The organism is Paenibacillus sp. FW101-FHT12H11 (assembly GCF_058790355.1).
Window position 1 is genome coordinate 618,863 of the sequence record NZ_JBYTCO010000005.1, and the last position, 12,762, is coordinate 631,624.

General features: G+C 45.2%; 9 protein-coding genes. 1 reads left to right on the plus strand and 8 read right to left on the minus strand.

Going from position 1 to position 12,762, the window contains the following annotated elements; translation table 11 throughout:
* Positions 1-36: 36 nt before the first annotated feature.
* From AC3WTJ_RS19605 to AC3WTJ_RS19640, 8 genes are all read right to left on the minus strand, one after another.
* Positions 37-1,635: an extracellular solute-binding protein gene (locus AC3WTJ_RS19605; protein WP_492523244.1), complete on the minus strand. Its 1,599-nt coding sequence runs from the start codon at positions 1,633-1,635 to the stop codon at positions 37-39.
* 102 nt (positions 1,636-1,737) lie between these two features.
* Positions 1,738-2,637, minus strand: coding sequence for a carbohydrate ABC transporter permease (locus AC3WTJ_RS19610; protein ID WP_492523245.1), 900 nt, complete (start codon positions 2,635-2,637; stop codon positions 1,738-1,740).
* 23 nt (positions 2,638-2,660) lie between these two features.
* Positions 2,661-3,653 (minus strand): ABC transporter permease, encoded by a 993-nt coding sequence (locus AC3WTJ_RS19615; protein ID WP_492523246.1) that lies wholly within the window; start codon positions 3,651-3,653, stop codon positions 2,661-2,663.
* A 365-nt stretch (positions 3,654-4,018) separates the two neighbouring features.
* Complete coding sequence (locus AC3WTJ_RS19620) at positions 4,019-6,232, minus strand: helix-turn-helix domain-containing protein (protein ID WP_492523247.1); 2,214 nt, start codon at positions 6,230-6,232, stop codon at positions 4,019-4,021.
* A gap of 40 nt (positions 6,233-6,272) precedes the next feature.
* A complete protein-coding gene (locus AC3WTJ_RS19625) occupies positions 6,273-7,850 on the minus strand; it encodes an extracellular solute-binding protein (protein ID WP_492523248.1) in 1,578 nt (525 codons plus the stop codon).
* A 149-nt stretch (positions 7,851-7,999) separates the two neighbouring features.
* Positions 8,000-9,574, minus strand: coding sequence for an alpha-L-fucosidase (locus AC3WTJ_RS19630; protein ID WP_492523249.1), 1,575 nt, complete (start codon positions 9,572-9,574; stop codon positions 8,000-8,002).
* Positions 9,575-9,598: 24 nt separating this feature from the next.
* Complete coding sequence (locus tag AC3WTJ_RS19635) at positions 9,599-10,717, minus strand: Gfo/Idh/MocA family protein (protein ID WP_492523250.1); 1,119 nt, start codon at positions 10,715-10,717, stop codon at positions 9,599-9,601.
* Positions 10,718-10,875: 158 nt separating this feature from the next.
* Positions 10,876-12,102 carry a PASTA domain-containing protein gene (locus tag AC3WTJ_RS19640; protein ID WP_492523251.1) on the minus strand — a complete coding sequence of 409 codons (1,227 nt, stop codon included), beginning with the start codon at positions 12,100-12,102 and terminating at the stop codon, positions 10,876-10,878.
* 195 nt (positions 12,103-12,297) lie between these two features.
* Here AC3WTJ_RS19640 and AC3WTJ_RS19645 point away from each other — a divergent pair, with 195 nt between their 5' ends.
* The gene (locus AC3WTJ_RS19645) at positions 12,298-12,717 is read left to right on the plus strand and encodes an organic hydroperoxide resistance protein (RefSeq protein WP_157326349.1); all 420 of its coding nucleotides are present in this window, start codon (positions 12,298-12,300) and stop codon (positions 12,715-12,717) included.
* Positions 12,718-12,762: the final 45 nt, after the last annotated feature.

Genomic DNA, 12,762 nt, shown 5'->3' on the forward strand with positions numbered 1-12,762 from the left:
TTCTTACTGGATGATGCACGCCCAATCTCGAATCCTTTATTTGATTGATTTCTGGTAAATAGCTAACGCTTTATCTAACCCAACCTTATTCAAATTAGCCAAGTGATCGTTCCACACCTTATCATCTTCGATATTAACCAGACCCATAACCGCTTTTGTAGCGAATTGGTATACCTCATTCCAAACACCTGTCATAGTAGCATTCACCGTATTGCTGTCATCTTCGGAAAGCGTGGCATATGGCGCCAAGAACGTCGTCATCTGTTTGAAGGCAGGCGCTGCTTCCGTCGTAATGGCATAAGTCGGGTCGGATTTTTGAGCCGCATCGCTTTTTGCAATGAAGTAGTCAAAGCCAAACTGCTCCAGTACTTTTTTACGATCCAAATCATCTTTATAAACAGGAACACCGTCTTTCATGACGTATGTCAAATTTTCTACACCTAATTGGTTAAAAAGCTGACCCTCTGGCGTTGACGACCAATCCAAATATTTCAGCAAGCGGTTTAATTTGTCTGGTTCATTCGCCAGTTTGTTGCTTAGAATGGAGCCGAACAGCGAGAAATCCGGACCTTTAAACATGACGGGTTCTTTGCCGCCGGCTGTATCTGCGATATACGTGCGGGCGTATTCCCAATCGGCATTTTTGTTCTGTTTTTCCAAGCTCACAATTTGGCTCACCCATTGAAAATCGATCACATCTTTCCCGTTTAAACGATTCTGATTGAATTGATCTTCCGTGCCGGTAGCAAAATCTTTTTGAATCAAACCTGCCTTATACAGCTTCGCAAGATATTTCAGCATGTCGCGCTGTTTCGTCGTTGCCGGAGAGAAGACAACTTGATTATTCATATCCGGATCTTTCCAGAAACTGGTCCAACCTGTCGATCCGGCAAAGTCTTGTGGTACACGGAACGTGTTGGCAAAGCTGTTGAGCAATGCTTTAACGCCTGTATTGCCTGAGCCGCCACGTATGCCAATGCCGATGAAACTTGGGTTCGACTCTTTAATTTTTTGTAAAGCAGCCATCAATTCGTCGGTTGTTTTCGGGAAAGAAGTGATTCCTGCTTTATCAAAAACATCTTTACGATAAATCCAGGCCATTGGATCGTAAGTCGTCGTAATCGATGGCAGCATATAGATTTTCCCATTGACAGACGTAAAGTCTTGCAGCATTTTCCATTGTTCATCCGTGTAAAGCTTTCTGTAGTTAGGCATTTTGTCAAAATAGTCCCCGATTGGGAGTAAATAGCCGGCAGAGGCCCACTTCTTCACTGCATTCCAATTGTTCATATTCGGAATGAAATCCGGATAGTCGCCCGATGCGAACATAACATTGTATTTATCCATGCCTGCGGAAAGTGGGATCGCCTGGTAATCCCATTTCATGTTGAATTTCTGCTCGGTTTGCTTCGTATATTCGTTTGGCACCGCATTTGGCGCATACTTCGTCTGACTAACGACTTTCAGATTAATGGTTTTGTCCATGCTATTCGGATCTGAAGCGGCTTTTGCGGTTTCGGTCGAGCTTGTTGCAGCGACATCGGTTTTATTCGCATTGGTTGAACATCCTGATAAAAGCGTAGTGGAAGACATGCCGACGACAACAGCGGAAACGATCCATTTCTTTTTCAACATACTCAAAACCCCTTTTCCTCATAAAAGTAGTTACAAATGAGATGCCTTTGAAACCGCTTACGGTTTAACCATCCAGAACCCCCTCTCGCATAATTCAATGTGCTAACCTTTTAAAGAACCAATCATAATGCCCTTAACAAAATATTTCTGGATGAACGGATACACAATCAACATCGGTATGATGGAAATAACGAGAGTAGCATACTGGACGCTTTGCGGAGTAAGACTGGATTGCACATCGTTCGCTAATGCAACATTCCCGGATGCGGCAAGCTGCTCGGCCAGCGAATTTTGCAGCACAATATCCCTTAAAATGAGTTGGAGCGGATACATATTGTAGTTGTTCAAATACATCATGGCCGGGAAAAAGGAGTTCCAATGCGCTACGGCATAAAACAAGGAGATTGTAGCCACCGCAGCCGTCGATAAGGGCAGCACGATCCTAATAAGCGCTCCGAAATCGCTGCAGCCGTCAATTTTGGCAGCCTCTTCAATCTCAACGGGAAATGTCCGAAAGAAAGAAATCATTATAATTAACCACCATGGGCTCATCAGAGATGGAATAATTAAAGAGGAATAGGAGTTCACCATGCCTAGCGATTTTACAACCAGAAACAGCGGAATTATGCCACCACCGAAAAACATGGGAATAACTACGAAGGTAATGAAATAGCCACGCATGACCAAATATTTCTTGGAAAGCGAATAAGCAGTAATCGTTGTAATCATGACATTTGCGATTGTTCCCACGAGGGTAATAAAGATGGAATTTACGAATGACTTGGGAATATGAACATCTTCGAACATAATCGTCCGGTAAGCGCTCAAATTAAAACCTTTTGGGAACAGAACGACCGAACCGTTGGAAATATTCTCCGGAGAGCTGAACGAAACAGCGATAATATTTAATACCGGAAACAACGTCACAATGATGACAATCACCATTACAAGATGAACGACACTATCCAGCAACTTAGAACTTAATGTCCTGTCTTTAACCACGCCATTCCCTCCTTCCTAATTTCCTACCACAGGCTTTCACCCGAAACTTTCTTCGCCAAGTAATTGGCGCTTACCAAGAAGATGACGTTAATGACAGAATTGAACAAATCGACGGCTGCGCCGAAGCTGAAATTCATGTCAATTAACCCTTGCCTGTAAACATAAGTGGAGAAAACATCCGCTGTGTCGTAAGTTAACGGGGAATACATTAAGATAACTTTCTCAGCACCTACGCTTAGTACACCAGAGAGACTTAAAATGAGCGTTATGACAATGACAGGTTTAATCGCCGGCAGTGTGATGTGCCAAATTTGTTGAATCCGCGTTGCCCCATCGAGAACGGCCGATTCATATTGTTCCGCATCGACTTTGGATAAAGCCGCTAAATAAATGACAGCCCCCATGCCAAGATCTTTCCAAATATGCGATGAAATGAACAACGTCCTGAACCAGCTTGGCATTCCGAAGAAATAGATAGGTTCCATGCCCAGTTTTACAAGGATCAGATTCACAACCCCAGTTTCGGGAGCAAGCATTAGCTTCATCATGCCGACAATAGCTACAATGGATAAAAAATAAGGCAGATAACTGACTGTCTGCACAAAACTTTTGTAATACCGGTTGCGAAGCTCGTTCAGTAATAACGCAAAAAGGATTGGCACCGGAAATCCAAAAATAATCGAATATAATCCCAGCAAAAACGTGTTGCGAAGCAGCATCCAAAAATAAGGACCGTGTATAAACGTTTTAAAATGGTTTAATCCAAGCGATCCAGCCCACGGAGCTTTCAGAACACTGTAAAAAAAAGATTCCCCGGCCTGCATTTTAAAGTTTTTAAAAGCAATTAAAACACCGTACATGGGAATATAAGAAAAAATGAAAAAGTACAAGAGGCCCGGTACTAATAACAGCAGCAAGATTTTCTGCTGCTTTACTCTGTGCCAGAAGAAGTTGCTTGCAGGCGCCGGCTTAGTAGGTACATGCATCATGACGGTGGCATTATCACTGGTATTCATAGGTTTCGCCTCACCAACTTTCTCAAATATCGGATATCGCCGTTTGTTATGGCAGCGCTTTATAGACTCAACTGTAACTGCGATAGGCAGCACCGTAAAGGAACAGTTCATGTGGCACACACATTATCTAATTGCAATGGTGATAAATCCAAATACAGTAAGAACTCTGTGACAGCAAGGCTATTAAGCGCTTACATAAAGTGCCATTCACCACTCATCCCACGGAACAATATTTTTTGACCATACATTAAAAGTGGTAGCGCTTACAGTATAGTCGAACTTTCATCCATTCGTTGTGTGCGCCTAGTTTAATTAATCGCGCGCATGAAAAAAAGCGCATGCTCTGCGCTTTTCTCGTGTTACCGCTATGTCGTTGACTCCCGATACGATGTCGGCTGCGTCCCGAGCGTTCGTTTGAAAGCGCGCCTAAAGCTTTTGTCACTATTGTATCCGACCTCAAGCGCAATATCGTTAATGCTTTTCTCCGTGTCGCGGAGCAGGTGACAGGCTTTGTCCAAACGCATCCTCTCCACATATTCGGAGAAACTTGTTCCTGCAGACTCCTTAAACTGTACGGAGATAAAACTCTCCGAACATTTGAAATGATCGGCAAGATTGGCCAACCCGAAATTGGCATCCAAAAATTGCGCATGCACCATTTCCATCATAGCATCTGCCATTTTATGTTGTTTCTGTTTCTTATTATCGTTGATATGGTGACAAACGATCTGTAGAGCGGACCTCACCGTTGACCACTGCGGTTCAGCATGATTTTGCATAAATTCCAGCTTAGCATTCAACTCGTTGTAGGTCACATATCCGAATTGCAGCTGTTCCATCAATTTATATAAGGTACTTTGAATTTCACTGACCAATTGTTTCCTGGTCGTTGCGCTTAGCTGTCGTTCTGAGTGATTTTGTTCCTCCAATTGATAGAGGATCTGCTCTAACGACTCCACATCGCCGTTTTTAATCGTATGGACTAATTTCATTTCCAAATCCAATGGATAGTAATAATAGTTGGAGCCTTGCGCGATGTCCTCATACCAGATGACGACATTTTGACCCCCAGAAACGGCATAATCCACGGCTTGCCTGGCTTCATTATGTGATCGCCAAACCTCGTGCAATTGGCTGTATAGGCGGCCGATTCCGATAGAAAGGCGGATTTCATTATCCTCGAGCACGTCTTTTCTACCACTTTTCCAATCGTATCGAATCTGTTCTACATGGGTTTCCGCTTTATAGGCTTCAAGAGAAACAATGATGTCAGCCCTGTCTGCATTTAAGCTGATCAAGTAATCGTATCCATGGACAAGCTCATAGAGATACATCAGGATATAGTCCTGAATCGCTTTCCCACCATTCGGCGCAATCGTATAGCCCTCTCCCATTGAAATGGAAACCGCAATCGCGTAGAATCGGTCCCCCTGAAGGGAAACTTTAGCCTGAGACAGAGCTTCCCTACTATCCGCTTCGTTTTTATAATAACCTCTCATTAATCGCTCGATCATCGAAAGCTGAATCAAGGGCAGCTGCTGTTCCATTCGGGTGTTTAACATCCGGTTACTTTCCATCAGCTCGGACATCGGTTTGCTGTTACGGTAAGCCATTACAATGGCAACAACGATTCCAAGAATTAAGGTGGTAACGGTTATCATGACGATCATTCGTTTGATATAATCCGCTTTGGCAAGTACGACACTTGTCGGGAGAGCGGCGATATAATTCCAGCCATTTTGATCAGAGCGCGAGTGTGAAACAAGCATGTTAATCCCGTTCATGGTCTCAAAGGACGATCCTGAGCTTGATGCTGTGGCTTCCGCGCTTGGCTTGCCGATTTTCACATCATCGACGGAAGTTGGAGCTATCATTTGCCCCTTGGTGTCTAAAATATAAGCAAACCCTTTGTTTTTGATGACCAAACGCTGAAATAACCCGTTGATATCATTTTGATTGATGAAAACGACGATCGAGCCCTGAACTTTGCCCTGAAATCCATTTGGCAGCGGACTTACATACGCAATCAGCTTGTAGTTCATCGCACCGATTTGTACCGCATCCAAATTATAGTATTGCTTCTGATCGCCGCGCGTCGATACGGCATCCATCCATTCAGCTAGCGATTGATTGCCGATTCGGACGTTATTGTCCCTCAAATCAAATGAAGTTTTGGATGTGATCACCGACTGGCTATTCTTGAAGGATAAATAGATATCGAAGAAAAATTTATTCGTGATGGTATATTGATTCAACGTGTTACGCAGCAATGAGAAATTATAGAGCTGCTCAGGTGTCGGAGTAGCGCTTACATTTTGCATTAAATTCAATACATCGTTATTCACGGAGAGCGTCGAGACGACATCGTCTACCTCAAGAAAAAGTCGATCGACGATATCCTGGCTCATCCTTAGAATTTGCAGATTCATTTCCGCTGCATCCTCAGCGAGAACCTGCTGCGTCTTATAATATTGCTGAACTCCAATTAGAATTGGAATTAGCAAAATAAGCAGATAGGATAAGACAAACTTCACAAAAAATGATTGTTTATGCAAATGCGTGTTTTTCCAATTCCACATGTGAAGCATTCTCCTTTCAGAGACGAAACGCGGATCAAGCTTATTTCCAATACTTTTGAAAAATATTCAGCATGTCTTGCAGCCCTGCTTTATTGAGCTGATTTAAATAGTCCTGCCACACGCTATCCTTGGATGCATCTTCAAGTCCCATCACCGATTTGGTCGCAAAGCGATACACGACATCTTGGACAGTCCCCATATAAATGGAAAGCGTTTCCCAATCCTGGTCCGTAAAGGGAGTGCTCCTGGGCTCGACGTACGGCAGCTTTTGATACACCTGCCAAGCCTCATTCGCTTTCTTGGACGGTTCATCCGAAGAGAGAGCTATGGGGCTTTTACTTAAAAACCAATCGAAGCCGTACTCCGAAGCTACCCTTTTGCGATCGTTCCCCGCCGTATAACGCACAGATTCACCGTCATATTGGTAGGTCACATTTTCCATGCCCATCATGTGGAAAAGCCTGCCTTCATCGGAAGCCGCCCAATCAATATAGCTGAGTATCCGATTTCGTTTGGCTTCATCTTGTAATAACTTGCTGCTTAGCAATGGGCCATAAAGGCTTACCGAAACAGGACGGAACTCAAGTCCCGGCTTCTCATAGGCTTGTGGATGATAACGTGAATAGTCCCATACGATACCTGGATGATTCGCCGCATCTTTCTGCAGATCTGCCACTTGACTCACCCATTGGAAATCGATCAAATCCTTGTCTTTCTTCCGCTTATCGGCCCACTGTTCTTCGGATATCGTCGCAAATTCCTTCTCGATGAGCCCTTCTCTGTAAAGCTTTGCTAGGTAGATCAGCATATCCCGGTGTTTTGGCGTAGCTGGCGCATAGACCAGTCGATTCTGTGCATCCGGATCGTTCCAGAAGCCAAGCCAACCATCCACACCGCCGAAATCCGGAGGCAACCGAAAAATATGCTGAAATCCTGCCAGCAGCGATTTAATTCCCGTAGTATTTGGTCCGCCACGCACACCGATGCCGTCAAATGACGGATTAACTGCTTTCAATTTCTTCAAATCTTCATAGAAAGCAACCGTTGTTTTGGGAAACTCGGCAATACCTGCCCGCTCAAATGCATCTCGCCGATAGATCCAGGCCATAGGATCTCTAACATCTATTTTGGATGGAAGCATATACAGCTTGCCGTTAATTGCGGCATAATCTTGGATATCCTTCCACTCTTCTTCATTGAATAATTTCCGATAGTTGGGCAGACGGTCGATATAATCGCCAATTTGCAGGAGATAACCGGCTTCAGCCCAGTTTTTCACTGCAGAGAAATTGTTCATCGTTAGCACCATATCGGGGATTTGTCCGGATGCGAACATCACATTAAACTTGTCCATCCCCGATGTTACCGGAATTGACATGTAGTCCCACTTCATATGAAAGCGCTTTTCTATTTCGGTAACAAAGACATTTTCCTTACCGATTGGCGCATATTTGCTTTGATTGACGACACTTATTTGCAGATTAGCATTTCCCGTTTGATCTTTAGCAGAGTTTTCCGCCTCCTGCTGCGATAAGGTTAATCGGCTGCATCCGGCAAGAATCGTTACCACCACAAGGATGAACGGGATGAACCTACTGCGAGAATGGCTGATTAACATAAGCGCCCCCTGCATCAGAATCCATTATTTTCTTTATTATACTTTATTTCAAAAAGGGTGGGGAGTTTAAAGTTCCTACTTGTTTTCATCATTATTCCTTGGTATATAAAAAACCGATCAACCTAAGTTGACCGGTAACACAGTAGAAACTAGTTAGTCAAGATGCCCTCGACAGCTCTATCTAAGGTGATTTTCACAATCGTATCTATCGCTTCCACACAATCTTCAGGCAGTTGGATGGAAATTGCATCTGCTTGCTGCCGGTAAGGGATGGCTATACCCGAAATTGTTTCACAGGCGAGTACTTGCTGCTGAATTGCCGGAAGGAGCACATGATTGAATGCTTCAGGATTAAATATATGTAGATAGATAACATTGTCCCTGTAAGTAGCACCGTAGACATCATCCAGCGGTTGAAAAGGTCCTCCTCTGGTTCCATAAATGCTCTCCCCATGAACCTTCATCCATTCTCCGATTTGTCGAAATAACAGCACTTGATCGTCCGGAATCTTCCCGTCTTTATCCGGTGTGACGTTCAGCAGCGCATTACCTCCTCGAACAAAAACGTTAAGAATTAAATCCAGCACCTTTTCCAGAGCCATCGCTTTATTCCCCGGCTGCCAAGCCCATGAACCGCTGACGCTGAAATTTTTCTCCCACGGGAATGGAATGATGCCGCCGCGAATGTCATGCGGCCCTTCGTCACAGCTGAAATCGCCTTCCCAGCCGGATCGTTCATTAATCACAACCTTCGGATTAAACGTGCGAACCATCCGATTCAGTTTGACAGGTTCCCATAACCAGGCGCCACCAGCATCCGAACCTTTGTGGGACAGCCATGAGCCGTCATACCACAAAATATCTATTGGACCGTAACCGGTCATGAGCTCCGATACTTGATCATAGAGCTGCTGCTTCATCTGCAGCGCACTCTCGTACTGTTCCACTGGATCAAAGTACCCCGGGAAGCGCCAATCCATCGGTGAATAATAGAGACCGGCATGAATATCATGACGCTCTGCGGCCTCCGTATATTCTTGGATGAAGTCGCGTCTAGCCGCCGCCTGCATGGTTGTATAGTTTTCGTAGCTGCCCGGACTGTCCCAAAGGGCAAAACCGTCGTGATGGCGCGCTACCATCACCATGTAATTCATGCCGGCATCCTTCGCCAGCATCACCCATTGATCCGCATCAAAGGCTTCCGGATGAAAGGACATCGCGATGTTTCGGTAATCTTCCGCGGGGATCTGTTCATGATGCATGACCCATTCCCCTCTTCCAAGGATGGAATATGCTCCCCAATGGATGAACATGCCGAGCTTGGCATCGTGCCACCAAGCGCGGTCTTCTTCCGACAGCTTTAAAGTAGCATCTTTAATGCCGTCTGTGCTTTTAAATCTAACATTGCTTTTGAGCATCGAAGCAAGTTCTGCGCCACTCATTGCTGCAGGCTCACCATTCGAATATGTTAATCCTAATGTGGCAATTCTCCTGCGGTTTATTTCATTTTGCATAAGCTTTTTCACTTCTTGTAAAGAAAACCAATAGGTGTCATCAGGATTCCCCAACTGGTTCTGGTAATGGTTAATTTTCGTCCCATATGCCTCTAACTCTTCTACAGAAAGCGCATCCAAAATCTCGCGCGCAGAATCGCGTTTTTGTTCGGGGCTCTGCCCGCTTAAGATTAGCTTTTCGACAAGATCAAGCTCTAAGGAAGTTAGCACGGTTATTTCCTCCTACAAGGCTGATTACAAATCCAAAGAAAAATCATGCATAATTTGTTTTACTTTCACCGGCTGCCCCTTTTCCATGCTTCGTTCCATCGCCGTCATCAAGGCTATGGTGTGTATGCCTTCTTTCAAGTCCGGCTTTGGCGCCCTGCCATGGTCCAAACACTCGGCAAAATATTCGATATAATTTTGATACTCGCCGGCATGATGGCTTGCTCCCTCGAACCGGAAATAATAGGGGAATTTTTCTTCATACGAATATGTCAGCGGCTGTTCTGGCGGGAAATGCGTGTGATAGAGCAGCTTGGAGTATACCGCTCTACTTGTGCCTTTCGTTCCTCTGAGCGTACAACTGATCCCGGGATCCACATGCTTGATCGTCGGCTTGGTATAGGAACCGGATACTTGTGCAATACGGCCTTCCGTGTCTTTCATTACGAATCTCATCGTGTCAGGAACGGTCAGACCATAAGCCTTGTTATTACTGCTCGAATGGCCATAACCGAACACTTCCTCGATGTCAGGCAAATACCATTTGGCCAAATCAACAGCGTGAATCATAAAGTTGTACATCCAGCTAAAACCCTTCTGACGGCTCCAATCCTTTTGCAGAAACCAGCGAGAATCTGAGATGTAATAAGCCTCAACCGTATCCAATTCACCATGGCGGCCGGCCAAAAAATCGTTCCGCTGGTGAATCATCCCTTCAAAAAAGCGGGAGCTTTGCCCGACAAACACATGCTTACCCGATAATTTCCACACATGAAGCAGCTCGTTAGCTTCTTCGAGTGAAGGAAGCAGCGGCTTAGTTACAATGACATGTTTACCCGCTTCCAACGCCATCTTGATATGTTGGCCATGAAGTTGATCAGGTGTATAGATCGCTATGACTTCTATGTCAGGATCGTTCAGCAAGTCCTCGTATTGGCGTGTATACCGGGTAAGTCCGAATTCTTCACAACGCAACTTGCACATTTCTTCATTAATGTCACACACATTAATTAATTCCCAACGATGACTTTGCAAGGCAGCCGAAAGGATACTGCGGCCTTCACCTAAACCAATTACGCCTAATTTGTAAGATCGGCTTGTCTTGGGCAGTGCAACTCTTTCAACCAAATGTCCCGCTTCGCTCATTTATCGAACACCGCTCCTTTCATTCATCATCCCTCTTTCTCTGAGACGACTCCGTACAGGGTCAACTTTAGAGCACAATTGCCTCCTGCGTAAAGGAACAGTTCTTTTGGACCATACGAATGATTGTAAATGCGTCTACATTTGCTGTAATTATCACTTTAAGACCCTTTGCTGACCCAAAACGTAATACGGTCACCATTATGAATCGCAGTTCCTGGTGGGATGTCTTGCTTGAATACGGTTCCCTGGGCGGCGCTGCTCGACTCCAAGAAAAACTCGTAACGAAGACCTGCGTCCAAAGCCATCTTCTCTGCCTCCTCCCTCGTTTGATTGACCAGATCCGGAACGACGCCGTGATCATCTTGTCCTGAGCTATCGCCAGCAGGAGTCGGATGGGTTTGGCCATCTCCAGGCTCAACCAAGGGTGTGGGAGTACGATCGGGTGTTGGCGATGCAGATGATTTCGAAGAATCTGCCCCACTTGTCGATACCGCTGCGGAATCGGGCTTAGCCGTCGTCGGCTTCTTCGCATCGTTCGCATAGTCCGCGTGCGGACGCATCGATAAGAAGAAGACCAAAACAAGTACACAGACTCCGACGGACGCGATCAATGGCCATTTGAGGACAATCTTTTTCTCGCTAAAAGTAGAAGTTTTGGCATCGAATTGCGTACGAGGTTCTCGCTTCTCGCCAGAAATACCAAGGATTTCCTCCAACTCCAGCTGAAAATCTTCAAGCGTGCACAAGCCTTCATACGCCTTGCAGGCTAATGCAACGGCACGTTCCCGAGTTGCTTCTGCCATGTCGGCAAATAACAAACTCATCTCAAATGAGTAAGCACTCATTGAGGACGTTGGAATATCGCTTTTCGCAGCAAGCTGATAAAGCAACAAACCCAGACCTGGAGCACCGCGCCTCCCGTTGCTCCCCTCCATCCAACGATTCATGATCTGCAGCTGACCGTTATCAGTGATCCAAAGATTATTCACTTCAACCGAATACGCCATCTGCTGTTTTTGTTGTGCTTCTCGAATTGCGATAGCCAACTCGTGTACATACGTAAGTGCTTTGTGCCCGGTTATCTCCATATCGTTCAGCCGATCGGATAATAGATTCCCCGACTCCGCCCGAAGTACGGCATACAACGATCCTTCTTCCGAACCGAAGTCCAGCATCTGCATGAAAAACTCGTTGGAGATCTGCGACGCTTTTTTCATCCACCGTAAAACTTCCTCGTGCGCTAATGCATCACTTTCTTGAAATATATATAAAAGAACATCCCGCTCAGAGGATACATCCTTCCCTCTCACGATCTGTCCATTCGTTATTTGCTTAAGCGGTTGAACGATCCTATATCGGTTTGCAAGGTTTGTAAGGTTACTCATGGACGATTTCCTCCTTATACGTATAGTTTATTCGCCAATCAGCTGTGTTTTAAGTCACAATTGGCCGTAATTACCATATCTACAAGGCACTCAAACATAAGTTAAAAATAAAGAAAATTTTCTCATAATATCCACTTTTTTCGGGTAATGTATAGGGGACTCACATTAATCATGTACCATAAGGAGCAGATCATCATGCAAAGCCTATACACAGCAACCGTAACAGCAGTCGGTGGAAGAAGCGGGAAAGTGGTCTCTTCCGACCAAGTCATCTCCCTTGAACTCAAAACGCCAACAGGGCTCGGGGGGCCAGGCGGCCATGGCACGAACCCGGAGCAACTTTTTGCGGCAGGCTATTCCGCTTGTTTCGATGGCGCGCTGAATCTGGCGATTCGCCAAAAAGGCATCAAAGTAGAGGGCACACAAGTAACGGCCCATATTACAATTAACAAAACGGACGACGGCGGATTTCAGTTATCCGCAGAACTCGATGTGACCGTTGACGGAGTTGACCAACAAGTGGCTAGAGAGCTTGCCGAAGCGGCTCATCAAATATGCCCTTACTCCAAAGCAACGAGAGGCAACATCGAAGTGACAATCAATATTGTTGAATAAGTTTGCCTAATGAAAAGAGGCAATCCTTCGGTCATTGTAATGACC

What these genes read in the sequence shown, in the direction of transcription:
- AC3WTJ_RS19640 (WP_492523251.1), bottom strand. Translation starts at nt 12,102, where the DNA reads ATGAGTAACCTTACAAACCTTGCAAACCGATATAGGATCGTTCAACCG.
- AC3WTJ_RS19645 (WP_157326349.1), top strand. Translation starts at nt 12,298, where the DNA reads ATGCAAAGCCTATACACAGCAACCGTAACAGCAGTCGGTGGAAGAAGC.
- AC3WTJ_RS19625 (WP_492523248.1), bottom strand. Translation starts at nt 7,850, where the DNA reads ATGTTAATCAGCCATTCTCGCAGTAGGTTCATCCCGTTCATCCTTGTG.
- AC3WTJ_RS19635 (WP_492523250.1), bottom strand. Translation starts at nt 10,717, where the DNA reads ATGAGCGAAGCGGGACATTTGGTTGAAAGAGTTGCACTGCCCAAGACA.
- AC3WTJ_RS19615 (WP_492523246.1), bottom strand. Translation starts at nt 3,653, where the DNA reads ATGAATACCAGTGATAATGCCACCGTCATGATGCATGTACCTACTAAG.
- AC3WTJ_RS19605 (WP_492523244.1), bottom strand. Translation starts at nt 1,635, where the DNA reads ATGTTGAAAAAGAAATGGATCGTTTCCGCTGTTGTCGTCGGCATGTCT.
- AC3WTJ_RS19620 (WP_492523247.1), bottom strand. Translation starts at nt 6,232, where the DNA reads ATGTGGAATTGGAAAAACACGCATTTGCATAAACAATCATTTTTTGTG.